The organism is Pseudoalteromonas sp. AOP31-A2-14, from assembly GCF_052378035.1.
GTDB lineage: Bacteria > Pseudomonadota > Gammaproteobacteria > Enterobacterales > Alteromonadaceae > Pseudoalteromonas.
Genome location: NZ_JBQSXI010000001.1, coordinates 2041639 through 2063220, shown reverse-complemented (window position 1 = coordinate 2063220; position 21582 = coordinate 2041639). Strand labels below are relative to the sequence as shown.

The 21582-nt window shown below is 40.0% G+C and carries 22 protein-coding genes, 7 tRNA genes and 1 pseudogene; 17 read left to right on the top strand and 13 right to left on the bottom strand.

Features of this window, described 5'->3' with window-relative positions; translation table 11 throughout:
• Positions 1 to 78 precede the first annotated feature (78 nt).
• The 3 genes from ACT3S9_RS09540 to ACT3S9_RS09530 all read right to left on the bottom strand — a co-directional run bounded on the left by ACT3S9_RS09540 (position 79) and on the right by ACT3S9_RS09530 (position 1502).
• A complete protein-coding gene (locus ACT3S9_RS09540; protein ID WP_441836266.1) occupies positions 79 to 852 on the bottom strand; it encodes a Zn-ribbon-containing protein in 774 nt (257 codons plus the stop codon).
• A 49-nt stretch (positions 853 to 901) separates the two neighbouring features.
• Positions 902 to 1165 carry a hypothetical protein gene (locus ACT3S9_RS09535; protein WP_441836267.1) on the bottom strand — a complete coding sequence of 88 codons (264 nt, stop codon included), beginning with the start codon at positions 1163 to 1165 and terminating at the stop codon, positions 902 to 904.
• 106 nt (positions 1166 to 1271) lie between these two features.
• Positions 1272 to 1502, bottom strand: coding sequence for a DUF2789 domain-containing protein (locus tag ACT3S9_RS09530; RefSeq protein ID WP_441836268.1), 231 nt, complete (start codon positions 1500 to 1502; stop codon positions 1272 to 1274).
• A 154-nt stretch (positions 1503 to 1656) separates the two neighbouring features.
• Between ACT3S9_RS09530 and ACT3S9_RS09525 the strand changes: the two genes are divergently transcribed.
• Positions 1657 to 2313 carry a GNAT family N-acetyltransferase gene (locus ACT3S9_RS09525; RefSeq protein ID WP_444750910.1) on the top strand — a complete coding sequence of 219 codons (657 nt, stop codon included), beginning with the start codon at positions 1657 to 1659 and terminating at the stop codon, positions 2311 to 2313.
• Between the two features lie 637 nt (positions 2314 to 2950).
• Here the strand turns inward: ACT3S9_RS09525 and ACT3S9_RS09520 are convergent.
• Positions 2951 to 3250 (bottom strand): DUF3301 domain-containing protein, encoded by a 300-nt coding sequence (locus tag ACT3S9_RS09520; RefSeq protein ID WP_444750909.1) that lies wholly within the window; start codon positions 3248 to 3250, stop codon positions 2951 to 2953.
• Entirely contained in the window at positions 3251 to 4279 is a 1029-nt protein-coding gene (locus tag ACT3S9_RS09515) for a DUF3549 family protein (RefSeq protein ID WP_444750908.1), read from the bottom strand.
• A gap of 368 nt (positions 4280 to 4647) precedes the next feature.
• Here ACT3S9_RS09515 and ACT3S9_RS09510 point away from each other — a divergent pair, with 368 nt between their 5' ends.
• From ACT3S9_RS09510 to ACT3S9_RS09500, 3 genes are read left to right on the top strand one after another with little or no spacing between them, the layout of a single operon-like run.
• Positions 4648 to 4968 carry a YqcC family protein gene (locus ACT3S9_RS09510; protein WP_444750907.1) on the top strand — a complete coding sequence of 107 codons (321 nt, stop codon included), beginning with the start codon at positions 4648 to 4650 and terminating at the stop codon, positions 4966 to 4968.
• Complete coding sequence (gene truC / locus ACT3S9_RS09505; RefSeq protein ID WP_441836273.1) at positions 4961 to 5725, top strand: tRNA pseudouridine(65) synthase TruC; 765 nt, start codon at positions 4961 to 4963, stop codon at positions 5723 to 5725. The genes ACT3S9_RS09510 and truC overlap by 8 nt, the downstream gene beginning before the upstream one ends.
• Positions 5725 to 6174, top strand: a complete 450-nt coding sequence (locus ACT3S9_RS09500; RefSeq protein ID WP_441836274.1) for a flavodoxin — start codon at positions 5725 to 5727, stop codon at positions 6172 to 6174. The genes truC and ACT3S9_RS09500 overlap by 1 nt, the downstream gene beginning before the upstream one ends.
• Before the next feature lie 72 nt (positions 6175 to 6246).
• On the opposite strand, the pseudogene ACT3S9_RS09495 reads toward ACT3S9_RS09500, so the two are convergent.
• Both ACT3S9_RS09495 and gloB read right to left on the bottom strand, forming a co-directional pair.
• Positions 6247 to 7830, bottom strand: a pseudogene (locus tag ACT3S9_RS09495) (LysM peptidoglycan-binding domain-containing protein).
• Positions 7831 to 7963: 133 nt separating this feature from the next.
• Positions 7964 to 8749 carry a hydroxyacylglutathione hydrolase gene (gene gloB, locus ACT3S9_RS09490; RefSeq protein ID WP_441836613.1) on the bottom strand — a complete coding sequence of 262 codons (786 nt, stop codon included), beginning with the start codon at positions 8747 to 8749 and terminating at the stop codon, positions 7964 to 7966.
• Positions 8750 to 8802: 53 nt separating this feature from the next.
• Between gloB and ACT3S9_RS09485 the strand changes: the two genes are divergently transcribed.
• Positions 8803 to 9561, top strand: coding sequence for a class I SAM-dependent methyltransferase (locus tag ACT3S9_RS09485; protein WP_441836612.1), 759 nt, complete (start codon positions 8803 to 8805; stop codon positions 9559 to 9561).
• 141 nt (positions 9562 to 9702) lie between these two features.
• Here ACT3S9_RS09485 and rnhA read toward each other — a convergent pair whose 3' ends face one another.
• A complete protein-coding gene (rnhA, locus tag ACT3S9_RS09480) occupies positions 9703 to 10170 on the bottom strand; it encodes a ribonuclease HI (protein ID WP_441836611.1) in 468 nt (155 codons plus the stop codon).
• Between the two features lie 68 nt (positions 10171 to 10238).
• Between rnhA and dnaQ the strand changes: the two genes are divergently transcribed.
• The 11 genes from dnaQ to ACT3S9_RS09425 all read left to right on the top strand — a co-directional run bounded on the left by dnaQ (position 10239) and on the right by ACT3S9_RS09425 (position 13168).
• On the top strand, positions 10239 to 10949 hold the full coding sequence (gene dnaQ, locus ACT3S9_RS09475) for a DNA polymerase III subunit epsilon (RefSeq protein WP_441836610.1): 711 nt from the start codon (positions 10239 to 10241) through the stop codon (positions 10947 to 10949).
• 262 nt (positions 10950 to 11211) lie between these two features.
• Entirely contained in the window at positions 11212 to 11385 is a 174-nt protein-coding gene (locus ACT3S9_RS09470) for a hypothetical protein (RefSeq protein WP_441836609.1), read from the top strand.
• A gap of 26 nt (positions 11386 to 11411) precedes the next feature.
• Complete coding sequence (locus ACT3S9_RS09465) at positions 11412 to 11534, top strand: hypothetical protein (protein ID WP_441996390.1); 123 nt, start codon at positions 11412 to 11414, stop codon at positions 11532 to 11534.
• Positions 11535 to 11631: 97 nt separating this feature from the next.
• Positions 11632 to 11708, top strand: a tRNA-Asp gene (locus tag ACT3S9_RS09460).
• 27 nt (positions 11709 to 11735) lie between these two features.
• Positions 11736 to 11812: transfer RNA gene (locus ACT3S9_RS09455), tRNA-Asp, on the top strand.
• Between the two features lie 41 nt (positions 11813 to 11853).
• A tRNA-Asp gene (locus tag ACT3S9_RS09450) sits at positions 11854 to 11930 on the top strand.
• A gap of 29 nt (positions 11931 to 11959) precedes the next feature.
• Positions 11960 to 12036: transfer RNA gene (locus ACT3S9_RS09445), tRNA-Asp, on the top strand.
• A 38-nt stretch (positions 12037 to 12074) separates the two neighbouring features.
• Positions 12075 to 12151: transfer RNA gene (locus ACT3S9_RS09440), tRNA-Asp, on the top strand.
• Positions 12152 to 12188: 37 nt separating this feature from the next.
• Positions 12189 to 12265 (top strand) — tRNA-Asp (locus tag ACT3S9_RS09435).
• Positions 12266 to 12318: 53 nt separating this feature from the next.
• Positions 12319 to 12395: transfer RNA gene (locus ACT3S9_RS09430), tRNA-Asp, on the top strand.
• A gap of 509 nt (positions 12396 to 12904) precedes the next feature.
• Positions 12905 to 13168, top strand: coding sequence for a YkgJ family cysteine cluster protein (locus ACT3S9_RS09425; RefSeq protein WP_441836637.1), 264 nt, complete (start codon positions 12905 to 12907; stop codon positions 13166 to 13168).
• A gap of 59 nt (positions 13169 to 13227) precedes the next feature.
• On the opposite strand, the gene ACT3S9_RS09420 is transcribed toward ACT3S9_RS09425, so the two are convergent.
• Positions 13228 to 15096, bottom strand: a complete 1869-nt coding sequence (locus tag ACT3S9_RS09420) for a TonB-dependent receptor plug domain-containing protein (RefSeq protein ID WP_441836636.1) — start codon at positions 15094 to 15096, stop codon at positions 13228 to 13230.
• A 344-nt stretch (positions 15097 to 15440) separates the two neighbouring features.
• On the opposite strand from ACT3S9_RS09420, the gene ACT3S9_RS09415 reads away from it, so the two are divergent.
• Positions 15441 to 15950: a peptide-methionine (S)-S-oxide reductase gene (locus ACT3S9_RS09415; RefSeq protein WP_441834920.1), complete on the top strand. Its 510-nt coding sequence runs from the start codon at positions 15441 to 15443 to the stop codon at positions 15948 to 15950.
• A 144-nt stretch (positions 15951 to 16094) separates the two neighbouring features.
• Here the strand turns inward: ACT3S9_RS09415 and ACT3S9_RS09410 are convergent, their stop codons facing one another.
• The 4 genes from ACT3S9_RS09410 to ACT3S9_RS09395 form a co-directional block, all read right to left on the bottom strand.
• Complete coding sequence (locus tag ACT3S9_RS09410; RefSeq protein WP_441834919.1) at positions 16095 to 16640, bottom strand: DUF4136 domain-containing protein; 546 nt, start codon at positions 16638 to 16640, stop codon at positions 16095 to 16097.
• Between the two features lie 178 nt (positions 16641 to 16818).
• Positions 16819 to 19614, bottom strand: coding sequence for an ATPase (locus ACT3S9_RS09405; RefSeq protein ID WP_441834918.1), 2796 nt, complete (start codon positions 19612 to 19614; stop codon positions 16819 to 16821).
• A complete protein-coding gene (locus tag ACT3S9_RS09400; RefSeq protein ID WP_441834917.1) occupies positions 19614 to 20159 on the bottom strand; it encodes a condensin complex protein MksE in 546 nt (181 codons plus the stop codon). Before ACT3S9_RS09400 ends, ACT3S9_RS09405 begins: the two co-directional genes overlap by 1 nt.
• A 5-nt stretch (positions 20160 to 20164) precedes the next feature.
• A complete protein-coding gene (locus ACT3S9_RS09395) occupies positions 20165 to 21460 on the bottom strand; it encodes a hypothetical protein (RefSeq protein ID WP_441834916.1) in 1296 nt (431 codons plus the stop codon).
• Between the last annotated feature and the right edge of the window lie 122 nt (positions 21461 to 21582).

Below are 21582 nucleotides of genomic sequence, written 5' to 3'. Positions count from 1 at the left end.
TCGAATAGACTTTTCATGCTTAATGTAGGCCTAACCACACAGAGGGGCGCAAAGAAGCCAAGTGAAAAGTATTAAATGTTATTGAAAATCCCACGAAACATTAGACACTAGTCCACACGGTTCGCACTTAAAATCAAATAAACCAAACCAAGGTTCATCAAGCTTCCAGTCACCTTTACAACTTGGACATTTACGTTCAAGTTCAGAGGCTTTGTCTTTACCGCCAACGCGGTATAAGTAGTAGTAAACCGGCTTTTGTGTTAGATAACGGATGCGTTTTGCAATATCTTTACCACGTCTTGATAGGTCGCTATCGAGGCTGGCAATTTCATCCAGTGCAGGAAATTCACAGCGAGTAGCCCCATTGATTTGAATTTGGTCACAAGCTTGCCAATCCTCTTGCCATTTTATAAGTGTTTTATAATCCCCATTAGCAATGGCTGGAATGGTATAAAGAGGTACTGGTAAAAAGTCATCACCACAATAAAGCGGGCTACAGGTATGCACGTAGGTTGTATATAAAATATAGCTAGACGGTGCTGTACAGGTATCTGCCCCATTGGAATGAATATCTTGGCCGATGACTTTTACTTTAGGTGCTAATAAGCCTGCGTCGTGGAGTTTTTCAATGCTGTGCTTAACAAAGGGGCTGTTATTGAGCGGATGCATTGCATTATCGGTTGGGCACATTACCCGTGTGATAAAGTAACCGTCCTTGAGCACAGTTGGAAATTCCTCCCCCATGATTTGACCATTAAACCTAAGAGCGTTCACTAAGCGGTTAATCGCTTGCTCAGCATTATCTAAAGTAGTGTCTTGGTAACAGTCAAACGTTAAATCAACAACAAACATGGGGAGTCTCAAGTTATTTATTATTCAGCTAGCTATTGTCTTTGAGATGCTACTTCTGTTCAAGTAAAACTAGTAATTTATCTAGTTTTTCTTCAATGCGATCTAATTGATTATGTTGTGGTTGTTGAGTTGGCGGTGTGTCACTTTTAACTAAACTATTTATTGAGTCAGGGTTGTTTTTGTATTGGCTAACTGCTGCGATAATCACAGGCATAGGTACAGCTTGACTCAGTTTACTTTTAGTTAAGGCTACGGTAGGGACTTTACCTTCGTGAAGAAGGTTTTTTATTGCATCAAATACAACTGCATTCATTAGGTTATAAGCTCTTTTAAATAGATAAAACGCACCGTAAAAATAGTGTTTATAGTGATTTATGGTGCGTGGTTATAATAAAAATTATTTGTTTAAAATGTGGGGGTTATTGGCGTAGACGAACATCTAACTCGTCAATAACTTCGCTCCATGCGCCGTCTTGCGCGAGTGACTCTGCAATAAAATGTTGCTGCCCTTCATCCCAAAAAGGCGCATCTTGTAGCAAGGTGGTGTCTGCTAACTGATGAGAGGCTATAAATGCGTCAATTTCACCTTCTGAGCTAGGTAATCCTAGTTGTGAAAATAAAGTTGAAATATCGTGCTTCGTGGTATCCATATCATACTCCTTAAAGAAGTTTAAAGCGAGCTAACGAGCTAAACTGCATGGTGGGGCAGTGTAGTTTAACCTTCGCTGAATTTGCATATTTTGTCAGCTTTTAACTATAGTTAATTACATTGTTATTTACACAATAATTTTAAGAGGAATACAAATGACCGTTGCTCAAGAAAATGAAAACTTTATTGTGCAGTATTTACAAGCTGAAGATCTCAGCACTGCAGGTAGCTTAATGTATCAAGCTTATCATGATGACCCTGTATTCAAAAAAGTGCTTAATTATAATGAGCAACAAAAGTTCAGCTATGAAAAAAAACTACGAGGGCTAATTCGTGAAGAGCTGAGCTCTTTTTGGCAAGAAAAACAACCCTTAATTGGTTTATATCATGACAAGCGTCTAAAGGCCGTTGCGTGTGTGTTTGAGTCAAGTAGTCAACTACAAGCCGAGCGTTATTGGCATTGGCGTTTAAAGTTAATGTTAAGTGCAGGTTACCTTCAAACTAATCAGTTAATTGAAAAAGAAAAAACTATTCGCGAGTCGCTGCAGGAGAAAGGAAATTATTACTTTTTAGCGTTTATAGCAGTTGATCCTCACTTTCATGGTCAAGGTTTTGGTCGTTATTTATTACGTGGCTTGGATGATTTAATTAATGGCAATATAGATGCGACTGGCATGGCGGTGTTTGTAACCCGTGATGTGCATATTAAGTTCTTTAGTAGCGAAGGGTTTAGTAAATTTAAAGCCTTGAGCTTTAATAGCGTCGATGGTCAATTACTCTTTAAGCCTAGCCTAGCTCACATTAGCGTTTAGCATTAACCTGCAAGCAGCTAATATAGGAAATAGCTTGTGAGACTTATCCTACAATATTGTACGCTTTATCAGTTTATGCCTTATTAAAGTAATAGAAATATAAATCAAGGTACTGATAACTATAAGTATTGTGTATTTTTCAAATTTGTTACATGAAAATAATTATTATTTGCCAGTATCGGAATTACCAGATTACACTACACTTTACTTTGTCAAGATGACACAAACTTAATGATTAAGCTACTGCCAAGGAAATGGATTTAGGCAAATTAGCATGATGCTAGGCATGATGCCAACAGGGACAATAGAGTACGGATATATAAGGATCCTGCTAGGATGCAGGCCATTAGCGGAGCTAATGATAAGGATTAAACTTTAGGATGATGTGGCAGGAAGCTACGGTAACGCTTGGAAGCGTAAGAAAGCGAAAGGATACACTAGGACGTGTTAGGTTATTGCATAGATGCAATGTGAGGGTGTATGAGGATGTATACCCGTTCAGGGGATAGATAAAAAAGGTTGCTTCGGCATAGGTATGGATGCCTTTTTATGGATAATGTCAGATTGGGGCGTAACTATATGTTGCGCCTTAGTTTATTTATAGAATCCCCGCTCAGAATCATTTCTAACATTTTATCTAAATTCTATGCGGCGGTACGACGACACTTTTGAGCATTTCGTTTTCTAAAAACATCACACCTTGATAAACGCTTTCACCGTCACTTGAAAACTCAAAAATAAATTCACTTTTAATACCCGGCTTGCCACTTTTTAAAATACTAAAACGGCGTTTTATGCAAGCAACGCTCATTAGTTGTACTTGTAATTGTTCTACTTGGCGCTTCGCGTGGGCATTGGCGGCCTCAGCCACCTTACGATTAAGCCAAAATAGATATATTACACTACCAATAAAAATGAACGTCCATAAACTTGCCATTTAAGAGAATAACCTTCCAATTGCACGCGCGAGTGTTTCGCTACGATTTTCTTTGCGTAGTAAGCCTAGTAAGTGTGGCCTTACACTCGGTATTGCAGCTAAGTCAGCAAAAATACTCGGGAATAACTCATCAATCTGTTGGTGATGCGCGCAGTTATCCATAAAGATATGTAATCGGTCGCCATCTTCTAATAAGCTAAAGCAGCGTCCAGCTATGGTTAATAGTACATCAGAATCGTGAGCAAGTTCAGAAGCTAAAATAGTATCCACCAGTTGTGCAATAACTCCTTTTGCTGATGATGACGACATCGCACGAAGGGCACAACATAGGGCAATAGTATCGTGCTGTGTTATCGCTGTTTGTGCGTACTTGGCTAACTGTTCACAAAACTTCACCGGAATATCAACGTGTTCCAACATTGCGCTTAGTGGCTGTAAAACCTCAGCAGGCAGTTGCCCCCATGCGTCTTGCAGCTTAACTAAATTATTATCCTCGTGTAGGCGTAGCGCAAAATCAGCAATGCCTTGTACCGCAACGTTTTGCCAATTATTAAAACCCACTTGACCGCTAAAGTATTGCCGTGCGTATTCGTAATATTGTGATGCAGGTTGTTTAAGCAATACTTTAAGTTGGGCGTTGAAAGTCGCGAGTTTGTTTGCATTAGGCGTGAAAACATAGGGGTTGTTATCTAGTTTCCCTTCAGCGTGCTCGCTAGTTAAGTCTTCTCCCAGCGCTTCTATGACCATGCTGGCAAAATGATCGCGGCTGGCGCTTACTAATTTACTTTGCTCATCAATAGGAAACTTTAAAAACCATACATACGGTTCCTTACTGGCTTTGCTATCCCAAAACTGAATAGCTAACCACGCATGACCAGCTAGTGGGAAAGGGTAAGGGATTTGTGCTTGTTCGATAGCCATAAACTGCGTTTTATCAAATTTGGTTATGTGTCTACCAATATCAAATGCGCGCCACTGGGTGCCTGCTGTATCTAGTAATTGCCCTAAAGTTGCTATTCGTCCGGCCATGTTTTTCTCAATTTTACTGCAAAATTCATTAAATTATACGGCATAGCCGCTTATGAGGGAACAGGGTATATAGCCAAGTCACCTCAAGGTGCAGAACATAGCGTTTCATAGACACTTAATATCAAGGCGATACTATGCAGCAATAGCACCTATTTTAAAAAGTCGCAAAGATTAAGGTAAATCTCTGTGCGCCTCAATGATTGGTTTAAAGCGATTGATACGGCGTTATTGATTTTAATCAGGGGAACACTATTATTGTCAATCAATGGCTTGTCTAAATCGCTTTTAATCCCAACTCAAACGGGCATCTTGAGTTGACTTAGGTATAATTAAGTTTAGATATGTTATCAATACCAATAAGGGGGATTATGTACCAGCAAACCCAACTTTATTTAAATCAGCTTAGTGTTTTATTAAAGCAGCATCAGTTATGGCAAGATGAGCCAATAGCGGAAACTGCTTTGCAATCAAAAGTACCATTTTGCCATGATACAATGGCTTTTGAGCAGTGGTTGCAGTTTGTGTTTATAGAAAAAATGCAGAATCTTATTGATACAAAACAACCTCTACCTACAAGTCTTGCTATAGCTCCGATGGGTGAGCTAATGCTTGCACAAAAAAATGGCGGGCAAAAAATTACAGCACAACTCAAAGCGTTTGATAACTTACTAGGCATGAATAATGACTGATCACCTAGTTCCAACTGAAGTTGTCGAACTTGAAATTTTGTATCAAGACGAAAACTATGTAGCGATTAACAAGCCATCTGGTTTATTAGTACATCGTTCGCTTTTAGATAAGCACGAAACCCAGTTTGCAATGCAAATGCTTCGTGACCAACTTGGCCAACATGTATTTCCTGTACATCGCTTAGATAGGCCGACATCGGGTGTATTATTATTTGCTTTAAGCTCTGGAGCCGCGGCTGATATTAATCAGCAGTTTATTGATGGCACTATAACAAAGCGTTACCTGGCTTTGGTGCGCGGTTTTTTAAATGAATCAGTTTTTGTTGATAAGCCATTAAAAGAAGAGCTTGATAAAATAGCGGATAAATTTGCCGCAAAAGATAAAGCTCCACAAAAAGCGCAAACGCAGTTTCATTGTCTACATCAGGCGACATTACCAATCCCAATTGGTAAATATCCAACAGTTCGGTATTCGTTAGTTGAGTGTTTACCAAAAACAGGTCGAAAGCATCAAATACGTCGTCATTTAAATCATTTATCGTTACCGATTATTGGTGATGTGAATCATGGGGATAATCAACATAATCATTTTTTTAGAGAACATTTTAAGCTTCGCCGATTAATGTTATTTGCAACTGAGCTGAACTTTGTGCACCCTTATACACAGCAACAAGTTTTAATTAAAGCGCCACTAGGGGATGCAATGCTTAGCATTTGTCAGCAACTTGGTTGGCCACATCAAGAAAAGGATTATTAATGGCTACTATCAGTATTTTTGTGGGCAGTGTTTATGGCGGTGCTGAGCGTTTAGCTGATGAAGTTGAAGAGTTTATTGAGCAATCGTCTCATCAAGTTAAACTTATCAACGACCCAACTGTTGATGATGTTAAAGCTGCTAGCCATATTTTGGTGGTCACTTCAACGACCGGCGACGGTGAAATCCCGGATAATCTGGCGTGTTTATATAACGAGCTTAATAACCAATTCCCTATGTTAACAGCCAAGCCTTATGGCATTGTAGCAATGGGTGATAGAAGCTATGGTGAGACTTTTTGTGGAGCAGGGCGCAGTTTTGATGAGCTATTTCGTGACTTAGAAGCAAAGCCTATTGGTCATCGTTTAGAAATTGATGCCTGTGAGGATTTTGAACCGTGGCCTGTTACAGAGCCTTGGTTAAAAGAGTGGCTAGTAAAGTTGCCAGAGTAAAACGAGTCGTTTACAAAATCTAAAAAAGAGCGCGTGCGCTCTTTTTTAGATTTGCTTTATATATACACAAAGTTATGTACTTTTTACATCAACCTTAAGCTTAAGTTTTTGACCCGGTTGTAGATACTTTTGCCCTTTTAAATTATTCCATTTAATAATCTCATTAACAGTTAAGTTAAACTTTGAGGCGATACGCGCTAAAGAGTCACCACGGCGGACCTTATAAGTAATTGAACGGTTCGTGCTTACAAGTGCTGTTTTTGGTGCTGGAGTATTTTTATAAACGGTTAACTTTTGGCCCAAGCGCAATACTGCATTTTTCTCAAGTTTATTCCATTTCGCCAATTCGCTCATAGTGACATCGTATTCACGACTAATATCCCAAAGGGTGTCGCCACTTTTAACTTTATGGCTGAGTTTTTTCTAACTATTTTTATTTACCGCCATGCGTACTTTTTGGGGGAGATGCTCGCTGTTAATCGCGCCATCACTCAGTGGTACTAGTAATTTTTGTCCAAGGCGAATGGTGTTTGATTTAAGTTTGTTTAGAGATTTAATTGCACCTGTGGTGGTTGCAAATTTATTAGCAATGACCGATAAACTATCGCCGCGGGCAACTTGATACTGCTGCCACCTTAGGCGATCTTTAAGCTCTGTTTTAGCTAGCTGTTGCTTAAAGTTATCGACGCTTTCAGTGGGTAACAATAAAAAGTAAGGCCCATTAGGATCGGTTGCCCAGCGATTAAAGCCTGGATTTAACCGGTATAACTCGGTGAGGCTGATATCGGCCATTTCAGCGGCAAAGGCTAAATCTATTTGCGAGCCAACATCCACCGCTTCAACAACTTGAGCATTAATTATTGGCTGCCATTTTAAGCCAAACTCATCTTGGCGTTTTAATAAGTCCGAAAGCGCTAATAACTTAGGCACGTAAGATGTGGTTTCTTTAGGTAAATCAAGTGACCAAAAGTCAGTGGGTAAGTGCTTTTTGCGGTTTTTCTTAATTGCGCGCAATAATCGGCCTTCGCCTGAATTATAAGCGGCAATGGCATTTAGCCAATCACCTTCAAGTATTTTATGTAAGTATGATAAGTAATCAAGTGCAGCACGGGTAGATTGCACAATATCGCGGCGACCGTCATACCACCAATTTTGTTTTAAATCGAAACGTTCACCGGTTTGTGGCATAAACTGCCAAATACCTGATGCGCTGCGATGTGAATAGCCAAACGGATCAAAGGCACTTTCTACAATAGGTAATAAAGCAATTTCGACAGGCATTTCGCGTTTTTCAATCTCTTCTACAATATAATGCAAATAGGGAGCTGCACGTTTAGATATACGATCTAAGTAGGCCTGATGTTTCCCATAATAATTTCGTTCGGTAACTACGGGACGGTTTTGTGGTACTTCAATAGAGAGCTGGTAGCGAATCCGCTCCCATACATCGTCAAACACTGGCGCTTGCTGCTTTTGCTCATTGACCTGCTTATAATGGGCGTTAATAGTTAATGCCTCACTGATATCATTTGGTGTAGCGCCATTAAGTGGTTGCTCTGTTTGATTTTCTGTAACTGATTTTGACGGTGTTGACGTCAACATTTGACAGCCACTTAGCGAAAGCGCCAAGAGTAAAATAACAGGGGATTTATTCATAAGTACCAATACATCAGGTAAAAACTCGGCGAATAATACTTGTTCTAAGTCAATATTGCCACTTTACAAACATTTGTAAAACATACCGCCGTGAATAGTTAGCTAATCAGTTGAACTATTTAGGCTTTATGCACTAAAAATGATCTTTGTAGCTTCTAAGACTCGCAAAGTTATGCCAAGGTTCACTTTTTTGCAATGAACTTTCTGTATGTTGGTTGTACTTCGCTGGTATGTTTTCTGTAATTTTTGATAAATCACTACGCATAAAAGGGTTAACTTTTATTTCTTGAGAGATGCTGGTGGGCAAAGTAATTTCATTTTGTTGGCGCCTTGCTGTAACCCATTCATTATATTCTATTAGGGCTGAGTTATTTGGTTCAATCGCTAAGGCAAATTTCAGGTTTGCTTGAGTGTATTCGTGAGTGCAATATATTTTACAATCGCTAGGCAGCTGTTTTAGTTTATTAAGTGAATGATACATTTGCGCTGGTGTTCCTTCAAACAAGCGCCCGCAGCCACCACTGAATAAGGTGTCACCAGTAAAAGCTAAATCATTATGTAAGTAGCAAATATGATCAAGAGTATGGCCCGCTGAAGTAATTACTTTAAATTGCGTATCAAGTACTTCGACCACATCATCTTCAATTAACGGCTTCGTTATACCTTTAAAGGGGCTGTTTTTGGGGCCATAAACAGGAATATCGTTAAAGCATTCTAATAAATCGGCAACGCCATCAGTATGGTCATAATGATGATGAGTAATTAAAATCCCTGCTAATACTAAGCCCGCTTGGTTTAAATATTCTAAAACGGGGGCTGATTGGCCTGGGTCGACCACCCACGCTTGATTGTTATCTTGCTTAGTTATGCACCAAATATAATTATCAGAAAAGGCTTTAATTGCTTTAACTTGCACCATAGTGAATTGCTCTATAAAGTGATCATTAATACATAGTATAACGAGCTCAGCGAATGAAACCAGCCCTTAGTTTTCAAGAAGGACCGAAACCACTATCGTGGCAACAGTTCCCTCATGGGGATTATTTACGCAGTGACATTGAGCGTAAAATGGCGCCATGGCTGCCACGTATGTTTGGTTACCATATGCTAAAACTGGGTAATTTAAGCGGTGAACTTAATACCAGCGAAAGTCCTATAAAGCATCAAGTATGCGTGGCAGAAGCTGGGCGATATACTGGCGTAGTGGCTGATATAGACGAACTGCCGTTTTATGAACACAGCGTTGATGCCTGTATTTTAAGCCATTGCTTAGAGTATCACTCAGATCCTCATCATATTTTACGCGAAGCACACCGAACTCTATTGCCTGGCGGCTATGTAGTGATCACCGGCTTTAATCCTTTTAGTTTATGTGGTCTGGCGCAGCTGTTACCTTTTAGTGGTCAGAAATTACCTTGGACGGGTCGTTTTTTCACTCCAGCACGTGTAAAAGATTGGCTCAATTTACTAGGCTTTGAACTGATCCATGACGAGCGCTTTATATACTCATCTCTTGCGCGCGGAAGCAGACTTTCGCGTTTTGCACTTTGGCGACGTTTTACCAAGCAATATTTAAAACCAATGGGCAGTGTCTATATGTTAGTTGCGCGTAAGCGAGTAGCACCACTAACACCCATAAAACCTAAATGGCATTCAAGGCCACACTTCTCGCCTGTAAAAGGTGGGGGACTTCGTCAAACGTCAAAGCAGCATCGTAAGCGGAATTTGTAAATAACACGGTGCATATTGCAGACGAAAAAAGGTTTAACCTAGCCAGATAGGTTGGAACTCCGATATAGTGTATTTCCAAGTGTTGTACCATATAGCGAAATTGTTAAGCGAGTTTTTTTGAATAAAATAATTTAGATTAACTTATTCTGGTTTGTAACCTTCATCCACTAATAAGTCTTTGCTACTAGCGGCATCTCGGGCTAAATCATCAACTATTTCGTTATATTTATTGCCGCTGTGGCCTTTTACCCACTTCCAATTAACAGTGTGCCTAACGCATGCTTTATCAAGGCGTTGCCATAAGTCGACATTTTTAACCGGTTTTTTTGCTGCAGTTTTCCAGCCGCGCTTTTTCCAATTCGCAAGCCACGACTCAATACCTTGCTTGACGTATTGGCTATCTGTGGTGAGATTAATAACACAAGCACGGTTTAAACTTTCTAGGGCAACAATGGCTGCAAGCATCTCCATACGGTTATTTGTTGTGTGGGTATACCCTTGGCTTAATTGCTTTTCATGGTCGTTATAAAACATAAAAATACCATAGCCGCCGGGGCCTGGATTACCTAAACATGAACCATCAGTGTAAATCTCTACGGTTTTTTGCACTGTTTTCCCTTGATCTTATGTACAATAAAGTGATTATAGGAAGATACCAGAGTCAGGCAGAATTCGATATGGCACGTAGACAAATTGTTTTAGATACAGAAACCACCGGCATCGACCCAAAACAAGGGCATCGTATTATTGAAATCGGGTGTGTTGAACTAATGAATCGCCGCCTTACCGGCAATAATTTTCATGTTTATATTAATCCTCAGCGTAAAATTGAGGAAGAAGCTATTGATGTTCACGGGATCACCAATGAATTTTTACGTGGTAAACCGTTATTTCATCAAGTTGCCCAAGAGTTTTTCGACTATATTGAAGGAGCGGAACTGGTTATTCATAATGCCCCGTTCGATGTTGGCCATATGGATAACGAATTTGCGTTACTTAATCAGGGCTATCCAAATACCCACGATTACTGCCAAGTTCTCGATACTCTTAAAATGGCGCGTGATTTGCACCCCGGACAAAAGAACAATCTTGATGCACTTTGCCGCCGTTATGATGTAGATAATACAAAAAGAACCTTACACGGCGCGTTACTGGATTCTGAAATTCTAGCGGATGTTTACCTCGCGATGACGGGGGGTCAAACAAAGCTGAATCTGAATCAAAATAAAGAAAGCGGTGATAAAGGCCGCCAAGGTGGCATTCAACGGTTAAGCTCAGAACGAGCTCCTTTAGTGGTATTACAAGCAACAGTTCACGAGCAACAAGCCCATGAAGAGCGGCTAGACTTAGTCGAAAAAGAGGGTAGCCAACCTATTTGGCGTACGTAATAAGCTATGATGTTACCCTTGATGATACCGTCGTTGTCTCTGACAGCGTCTTAGTGCAAGGTAAATCTTCTATCCAAACAATCAGGAGCAAATGTTTAGTATTGATGCCATAACCTGCCTCAGTCGCGAATTATTGATCAAAAACTATGACTCGGGGCGCTATAATGTTGAAATGTCCGTTTTCGGCACTAATGTAAATGGACGAGAGTTTATGGCTACGTTACCTACCTATAAGTTTTAAATCGAAAGGCCTATAGAGGCTGTGCCTGAAGTTATAGTGCCTGAGCCCTCCACTGAAGAACTAAAAGAGCAAGCTCGAGCTGCTGAAGCTGAGACAACCTCAACGGCTACGTTTGCTAGCCTAATCGTTGGTGGTAATATTACTGTTTTGTTGCTAGGTTGGTTGGCAATTAGGGAATTAGTACAAATAAATTAGTAATACCAAAAATCAAATTGCCCTTCATGGCTAAAAAACAAGCGAATAGTAACGACGCTGAGAATTCTAAAAAAAATGAAGTTAGTAAAAAAGGTTCAAAAAATGACAGATTAGGTGAAATTTTAAACCTTTCGATGTCAGATGACTAAAAAACCTATAAAAAAACGAAAAAGCCCTTGACGAAATAGGGGCTGGTTCGTATTATTCACGCCGCTGTTAGGGGAGACTCTTTCAGTACGAAAATGTGGAGTGGTAGTTCAGTTGGTTAGAATACCGGCCTGTCACGCCGGGGGTCGCGGGTTCGAGTCCCGTCCACTCCGCCAATTTTCGACAATTTGTAAGTAAAAGCTGGAGTGGTAGTTCAGTTGGTTAGAATACCGGCCTGTCACGCCGGGGGTCGCGGGTTCGAGTCCCGTCCACTCCGCCAACACTTACACAACGTTTGGTTGTAAAACATATTCTTATTATGGAGTGGTAGTTCAGTTGGTTAGAATACCGGCCTGTCACGCCGGGGGTCGCGGGTTCGAGTCCCGTCCACTCCGCCAATAAGAAAATAACAGATTAAATATATGCTGGAGTGGTAGTTCAGTTGGTTAGAATACCGGCCTGTCACGCCGGGGGTCGCGGGTTCGAGTCCCGTCCACTCCGCCAAGTATTTAAACCCTGTTATATTACAAGATTTGTATACTGGAGTGGTAGTTCAGTTGGTTAGAATACCGGCCTGTCACGCCGGGGGTCGCGGGTTCGAGTCCCGTCCACTCCGCCAACAAATTAAGTAATAACAAGTAATGTGATATCTCTGCGGAGTGGTAGTTCAGTTGGTTAGAATACCGGCCTGTCACGCCGGGGGTCGCGGGTTCGAGTCCCGTCCACTCCGCCATTTGATATCAGTAAAAAATTAGTAAGTGCATTACCCCATGCACATGCCACTGCGGAGTGGTAGTTCAGTTGGTTAGAATACCGGCCTGTCACGCCGGGGGTCGCGGGTTCGAGTCCCGTCCACTCCGCCACTTGTTATTTCCTCAATAGCAAGCTTAAAAATCCTTTATTAAATATATAAACACATTTTGACTATCGGTTAATGATTTTAGGTTGCAACACATAATCTCATTTTATAGCAGCGATTTTATATCGTAATAGATCGTTGCACTTTCGAAGGCTAGATAAGCCCTAATGTGAAGGTCAGCCCAGTGCATGCGGTGAATAGTTACGTTTAAGTCTCTCCTTTAGTAAATTACAAAAGCATGTTGGTCATACCGAGCAGAGCACTAAAGTTAATTGGGTAGAATGAATGCGAAGGTAGGCAGCGGCAATATCATTGTGTATGATCCTCATGGCAGTAAAGTTTGCTTCAAGGGCGGCGCAGATAACGGTAACTAGCATGGTAATAGGTAAAGTAATTTTTTAGCCATGAGATTCTTTCAAGTGAAAGACGTGGTGATAAGTTAAGTCGGTATAAATGTGTGAAAAAGCATTACATGTCATAATTTTAGAGTGTGTAAATGTTTAAGGGGGCGTTATGAACATTCAATCAATGACATGCAGATTAGGCTGCGGTGCGTGTTGTATTGCACCGAGTATTAGTTCGCCTATACCTGGTATGCCTCAGGGTAAAAAAGCGGGTGAGCGTTGTATTCAGCTAGATGACAATAACTTATGTAAATTATTTGGCGATGAGTCACGTCCTAAAGTGTGCAGTGATTTTAGTGCAACCATCGATGTATGTGGCAGCAATGATGAACAAGCCTTGTTTTTCATTACTGAACTTGAGCAAATGACCTAACAACTTTCATAAATTATAAAGCCTCTATTATAAAGGCTTTATGTGGTTTGGATGTTGTTTTACCAGTTATAGGTTGCGCTTAGCGTATATTGATCATCGCGTCCAGGTGTGCCCGGTATTTCTTCAAACGACTCTCCCCACAGGTTATCTGCCGCTAAAGTGATAAATAAATTATCAAACTGTGGTGGAGTTATTTTTAACGTAAGGTGTGTAAATAACGCTTCGTCATTACCATTTCGTAGGCGGTTTTCGTGTTGCTTACGCCATTCGTTATCAACACGAAACGTTAACATATCTGCAGGTTGCCAAATGACGCCGAGTGTTATCCGGTGATCCGGATAATTTAATGCATAAAAGCTGGCATCAATATCCGCGGCACCATAATTTTCTGATTTATTTAAAAAAGTATAACTGGCAATAATTTCAGTGGTATCAAAATGCTTAGTAGCTAAAAACTCAATACCTGAGGTATTTATATCGACCGGATTGGCAGCGCGGGCAAATACTGAGTCATAACTATACGTCCAATCAGTTAGATTATCGTCTTGGCGATAAAAAATAGCTGAATCAAGACGCCAGCTTTGCTCTTCAAGTAATAAACCAAGCTCTAGATTTTGGGTGGTTTCACGCTCAAGTGCGTAGTTACTTCTAAATAAACCGCTAGAATCACTGCCCCCAATGGCTGTGTAACCAGGGACTTGGCTTGCCTGTGCATACGATAAATAAAGTGTGCGCTCAGTGCCGTCAGTGTTTACGGTATTCCATGAAGCATTCCCTAGTAGTGATAGTTGTGAGTCATCTCTATTGGTGTCGTCAAATGCTACACCTAAACGCATAGTAAGCAATTGGTTATCTTGTAGTGCCATTTGGTATTCAGGCAGTACGCTTATTTTATAATAATTACGTGAGGTAAAGTTATTCTCAAGTGTGGTAGATTCAATCGAGTCACTAATAAACTGCGCCGAATAATTTATCGCGAATGACTCACTTTGCCCATGACGCCCTGAAAATGCGAGTGATTTAACCTCAGTTTCATGAAAAGCAGCAAATCCAGAAGGATTTTCACGGGAGTAAATATAATGGTCGTTATTTTTTCGGTAATAGGCTGATGCTTCAAAAGAGCTGTCATTTGCATAGTCTTGTTTATGGTTAAGCATCAATAATTGGGTTTCAAGATCTTCAGTTTCATTCACACCAAAGGGTGTGTATAAATTAGGCCAACCAAAAAACTTCTTTTGAGATCCATAAAAGAAATCAGTTTGTGATTGTGAACCCGTTAATTGAATACGCCCAGATGCGCGGGTAAAATCATGATCGCCGTTTTCAACGGTGCCATCGCTTTGTGAGTGAGAATATTCCCCTTCAAAACCTAGTTGCCAATCTTGCGTGCCTTCAAGTGGCATACTAAAGCCTGCATTGACGCTTTGTAAATTAAAGTCATTGGTGCCTGTACCAAGCGATACACTGCCACCAGTATTGATTGGTGTCCAGCCAAAAGAGACAGTACCCACTGAGCTATTCATACCGTATAGTGCATTATCTACACCTGTGTATATAGCTGGGCTGCTTAACATTTGTGGGGCAATGGGGATTTCGGCAAAGTAATGCCCAGATTGTGGATCAAATAAAGTCGCACTGCCGACTCGAAAGCCGGTATTTTCAAATATGCCACCGCGAATAGTTACATCAGCTTGTGCTTCAGCCATATTACGCGACTGCAAATCAACCCGGGGATCGTATTCTAAATTAGACACTGGCGCATCAAATGTGCCTACGGGTTCTTTATTGGCGGTTGGTGATGCCTCGATAGTGATTTGCTCAATTTCAGTTGCGGCGTTAGTTATGGTGTTAGTTTCGTTTGTAGCATAGGTAAAGGGTGTAACGCTGCAAAGTAATACAGGAATTATAAAGTGCGGAGCACGATTCATGTTATTTTCTCATTATTTTTGTGTGCAATTGTGATAATAACTAAGTTCTAAACAGCCGTTTTATACCGTGATAAAATGGCTAAACTAATCAGTTGTGATTTTGGGCGCTATTGTACATTAAAAATTGCATTTGATAATAATCTGTAAAGTGGCAGAATTTGAATTTTCCGTAATTTAATTTATTTTTAGCGTGCAGCTTCTTAGAGCTATCGCTGGTAAAAAATAATATCACTATAAAGAAGAAGAGGGTGCAAAGAAATAAAACTACAATGGTTATGGCATGTTTTTTAGTTTTTTAGACGTTTCTAAAAGTGGAGTATTAACTTTATTTGGATCATTAATAAATGAATGCACAAAAAGATCAAAATCAGAACGTACACCAAGAAAGCATTTACTTTGCAGGCGGCTGCTTGTGGGGTGTGCAGGAGTTTATGAAACATTTACCCGGTGTGCTCTCTACTGAGGCTGGGCGTGCCAATGGTGCCAGCCATACTACAAAAAGTGATTACGATGGCTACGCCGAATGCGTAAGCGTGGTATTTGATACAACTAAAGTAACGCTCAATATGCTTATTGGTTATTTTTTTGAGATTATCGACCCTTACAGTATTAATAAGCAGGGCGAAGATGTAGGTCTTAAGTATCGTACGGCTATTTACAGTAAACAGCAAAGCCATTTAAAAATTGCCCGTGATTATATAAACAAGCGAGATGATGCGGATAAAATAGTGGTTGAAGTATTACCATTGACTAACTTTGTAAAAAGCGAGGACGAACATCAACAAAGGTTAACTCGTTTTCCTGATGACTACTGCCATATACCTAAAGCGTTACTTCATAAATACAAGGCATAAGTACAAAGCTGAATGAATTTGTTTATTTACTTTTTATTTAGGTGGGCTGTCAGTGCACCTTTATTAGGTATAGTTTCCATAAAGAGCACTTATATTAGACAAAAAAAGCTCACTAAAAAGTGAGCTTTTTAATCTTTTTAAATTTTATTTTACTTTTTCTGGTGGAAAACCAGATAAAATAGTCGCTACTGCTTTACTTACCGCTTCGTTACGCTGTTCAGGAGATTGTTTCTTCTTTAGACGGCCTTCATGTGCGCCACGCCATACTAGCTGGTTCGAAGAGCGGTCAATAACATCAAGTATTAATGTACCTACATCGTATTCGCGAGTGGTTGTTTGAGTGTTATAACTCATACCCCAGTGATTCCAACGGGCACCGTAGCCTGCGTTAAAAGTATCAGCGTCAATTTTAGTATCAACTGATGCATGGTAGTTTAGTAATACATCAGCGGTGTTAGTATCAGTGAGTGTTATACCTTGCGCTTGTAATTGCGTATTAACAGCGTCACGAACACGTTGCTCCATCAATGGACTGATTTGATAGTTATCTGTATTTGCTAAGGTTGCTTGTGGAAGCCAAGCAAACGTTTTGTAATTAGTAAAATCGACAGTTCTGTCGTAATCAACATCAGGGGTTTTTGCACACGCGGCTAGCATAAGTACAGCTGCAGCAATGAGTAGGTTTTTCATAGTATTTGCTCCTTGGCAAAATATGTATAGCTATTTTTTTTATAACATAACATAACATAAAAATAATTCAGCTGAATGTATTCTATCGATATTTCACAAATAATAGCAACTAAGTTTGATTGTAGTTGCTATTTACTGAATGATAAATTAACTCGGTTACATTTTTAATCAATGGTCGTTAATCAATAGAATCATTATTTGGATGATCAACTTCAATCCAATCTTTTTCATCTACCCAGTTTTGGGCTCCGTCCTTAACCGAACGAATCGGCACAATATAATCACAACTAATCTGCGGTTTTACTGAAGCAAAAATAGGCACAAAGCCAAAGCTAAGTGCCGTTTCGATAATTGCCTTTTGATTTTGCGGATCAATATCAGCTGCTTCATCAATATATATAGGTATACGGTAAAGGTTTTGTTCTTGATCACTTAATAAGTAGCGAATAAACAACATACCGCATAATAATTTAATGGTAATACGTGTGCCGTTAGAGCCCGCTGAGTCAATTTTCTCAAAGTGTTCGGTTTCACCTGCCCGATTAACTATTTCAAAACGAATATCAAATAAGTCGGTAAGGGTTAATCCCGCTTTATCTGAAGCGAGCTTAATTAAATGATCTTTCGCTTCATTTACCGCGCTTTCGCTAGTTGGCTCTTGGCTAAGTAAGTCGAGAGTATCACCTTGCTCAAATTGGTTTGAGGTACTGATAATGGTGTCAATACTATCAACTAACATTTTTCGCGGTATAACGTTAATTTTAAATGCTTGTAAGTTTGATATTCGGTGCTGACTAATACCTTTATTAAAGCTGTTCATTTCACGGCGCAGGCGATCTAAGTCTTCGCGCAAGCCTTTAATTGTTGCTGCTACTTCGGTTAATGCAACACGAGCTTGGCGCTCAACGGCATCGCGTTCGTTATCAATATTATGAAAAGCACTAATTAACTTTTGATATTTAATGAACTCGTCGTTTTCGTTATCAAACTTAGTAATGCCGGCATTATAAATATGCAAATATGTATTACGTACATTAATATCAAAATTGCGTAGCTCTTGGCAGTCTTTATTAAAGTGATGTACTAAATCACTTAAGTTATCAAAGTCGATTTGCACGTCAATCATGTAAGGCGTTACTTTTCCGCTGTATAAATCAAGCGTATGATCAATACGTTCAGACTTAACTTGTTGTAAACGCTCACTTTGGCGTGATATAAATTCTTTCTTCGACTTGATAATTGAGCGTCTATCAGCAATCGAGCCGCTGTTTTTTTGAATATCCTGTAAGTAGTCGTCAACTTGTTCGCGCTCAGCGAGTAATTGTTCCTTTAGCATGGCTTGAGCGTCAATTGATTGCAGCATAATCTCAAACTGCTCAAAGCGTTTAAGTGCGCTCTCAGCACTCATTAGCTCTTCGTAAAGTGACTCTTTTTCATTTTGCTTGTCCGCTACATTAGCTGCAACCTCACGCTGTTGTTTAAATTCTTTTAGAGAATTTTCAAGAGCGTTTAATTGGGCGGTTAATTGCTCTTTGTTTTCGCCACTTTGCATTTGCACGGTTGAGAGCTTTTTTAGCTTAATAGTTGCACCGGGCAGGGTAAGTACGCTGCCTTTCACGCTATCTGATAACTGTTGTAAAAATGCACCAAAAGCATCTTCGTCAGTAATATCAATATCGCCACTGCTGGTGGTAGCAAAGGAAAGGATGTCGGGGTTTAAAATGCGTGAAATCTCTTCGACTTCTTTTAACGATAAATCCTCACGCATACGAGTAAACAAATTAAACTCAAGGTTCTTAAGCTGGAGCTTTAAGCTTTTTATTTGTTTTTGCGTTTCACTTATACGGTAATCAAGGGTGTGTAAGCTTTGCCCTTGTGCGCTATTAATTGAGTGCGAAAGTGACTCGTAACCTTGCCTTAATTGGTTAATACTGGTTTTTAGCGTAGCCATATTAACCAATTCAAACTCAGATTTTAAGGCATTAAAGTCTAAAAACCATTGCTCTATTTGGGTTTGTTTACGTTCAATATCACGCGATTGCTGTACGTAAAGCTGCTGTTTTTGTTCAAACTCATGTTTTTCGTGATCGATGTCTTCAAGGGCAATGTTAAGTTCGCTTAATTGTGCTTCTTGATAGGTATCAAAATCAATTAAGGCTTGGTCTACTTTTGGCGCATAAGCTGCCAGTTTACCTTTAAGAACTGTTTGGTTTTCAAGCATCGATTCAAGCGCAGAAATGGGCTCTTGCATTGACTCAAGCGCTTTTAATTCCCGTTTAGATCGGTTTACTTTATCAAACGAGCGACGCCAGACTTCATAAAAATCAACTTTGGAGTTGGACATGTGTCGCTCAAACACTCGCAGCATAAAGCGTTTAACATCGCTTGCGCCCAATTTATGCAAGTTTAATATGCGGCGAAATATCTCTTTGTATATAGCTGAGTCTTGCACATTATTAAGCGGGATCATTTTTAAATTTATATCACCATCATACGCAGTAGCGCCGCCCATTAATAATGCATTTAATTCTTGGGCTTTAAGTTCAATAGGGTTAAAACCTTGCTCTTTTAAGTGACTAAAAAGCTTGGTGAACTTAATAATGGTTTTGCCCTGGGTATACTGTTCGAGATTTAGCTTGCCTTGGTAGCAAAAAAATTGATGCGCGTAACCGGCAATTTTACCAAGGCCCGCAACGCCTATAACTACAGGGCCTTGTGGCAAGTCAGCTTCGAGTAAAATGTATGATTGGTCAGATGAAAAGTAAAACTTACGGGTTTCGTCTAAATCGTGGCCGTCCCATTCAGTAAGTCGTAAATCATTTATAAGTGGAAATTGCAGGGCATTTATTACCGAACTTTTACCGGTGTTATTAGGCGCACAAATAGAACTACTTTTATCCAGCGGAATAATGCATTTGGCATAGCCCGCGGTGTTCAAAAGTGCCAGTTTGCTGAGGCCGTAAAGGTTTTGCATTATTCGTCCTCTCCTAGGTAGGTTTCTTCGCTTACTTCCATTAATGCATCTATATAACGATAAACAGGGGGTTGTAACATAAAGCCGGCTTCTACTTCACGACAAAGCCCTAGGCGGATCATGCGAAGGTATACATCTTTTCGTAGATCAGAGCCTGAAAATATCTCTAGTTGATCAAACAGGTGCTTGTTTAGTTGCACTAAAGTTTGCATTAGCTCCAAATCGTTCACTTCATCAAACAAAGCACGCAGCGGGTCTTTACCGGTATTGGCATAATGCTCAATTAGAATATAAATCGTTAAGGCTATCGCGCGGGAAATTTTCCCCATGTTTGGTGTGCTTTCGTCGCTAGCAAAGTAATAAAAACCGCGGCTATCGTGTTGTAATTCGTGGCCAAGAGCGGTAAAAAGTACGCTATATTGTTCAATGTATTGGTCAAGCTCTTGCCACATTAAGGTGTCTTGTTCGCTAATATGATAACCTGTAACGAGTTTTTTATTTATAGCTTGTAGGTGGCTTAGTTCATTCAAATTAATTTGGGTCATAGTAATTACTCACACCCTGTTTGAGATTGTTTTGAGTCAATAGGTTTTGTATTGAAAGGCTCTGTATTAAATGGGAATAGCGAAAAGTGTTGACCGGCGATTTTAACTCGCATTTTTTCATCGCTTTGGCTTATTTCAATGTCAGTATCACTGACTAACTTTTGATATAAAAACAGCATTTCGTCGGCTTCAAGATCAGGATAACTATCACCTAAAAAGGTCAATAGTGGCTGTGGCTTTTTACGGTTTGTATTAAAGCGCTTTTTAAAATTGGCTTTCACATTATTATAATCTGGAATGTTAGGAGTTACGTAGGCTGGCACATCGTGTTGGTCGGGTAGTTCGTATTCACTGTGCTCAAACTCAACCAGCCCGGCCATGTAAGCGATAATATGGCGCTGCTGGCCTAATGAAAAGCGCTGCGCGTCAGATACAAAATGAGGTTGCACGGCACTTAGCATATTATCTACACCATTTTTACGCATTAAACCAAGCACTTTGGCGGCTTGGCGGGTGATTAAGTTATTACGACGTAGTTCTTCACGCAGTGGCATCAGCATATCCGCACTTTTGCGTAGGCTTTCACGGCCGATTAAATGCATTTCTAAAATACGAGTACGTAGTTGCTCAAGCATACGCTTGTCTTGGTATGCCTTACCAGAGCGTTCAATGTGCGCTATTTGGGCACTTATTTGTGCTTCAATGGTCGTTAAGCAAGCATGAAAGTCACCACGAATATCAACCATTTCAAGCATCGGTTCGATGTATTCATCAAATGCTTCAATCACCGCTTTATAACGTTTTTGTAGCGATTGTACCGCGTTATTGGCTTTAGCTTGTTCTACTATATTTAAGATTGCATTTTCATTGTGCGTAAATAACTTCATTATTTTACGTACACGATCATCCATAATGCGGCTAAAACGGCGTAATTCGTCAAAATCGTCAATTTCACCGGCATTAGCTAGGCGGTTACCAAGGCGTGATAAGTCATCAACTAGTACGCTAATTTCTTGGGCTAGGCCTAAATGCTCTTCTTGCAATAAAAAAGTGGCAAAGTCGGCGATTGCTCGGTTAATTTCAAGCTGTGACGATTTCGCCAAGGGAATTATTATATCTTGGCTTAATAGCCGGTTTGTTTCTTTGTAAATACGCTCATTTGACCATGATGGTTGCTTTTGTCTTATGGCATTTTGTACGTCTTTTAAACTGAAATCAGCCATCTTAAAACGTTTAAATAACAGTTCTAACATGCCCCAATGCTCAGTAATGGTATTTAGTAACTTTTTAGCTGGGATCATAAGCTCCAAAATCCTAGTTTTTGCTTTAACAGCGATTAGTCGCAGAGTTGTAAATCAGCAATAGTTTTACACAGCCTTTGATACTAGAGTGCTCGTCGTGTCGCTGTTTGCAATGAATATGC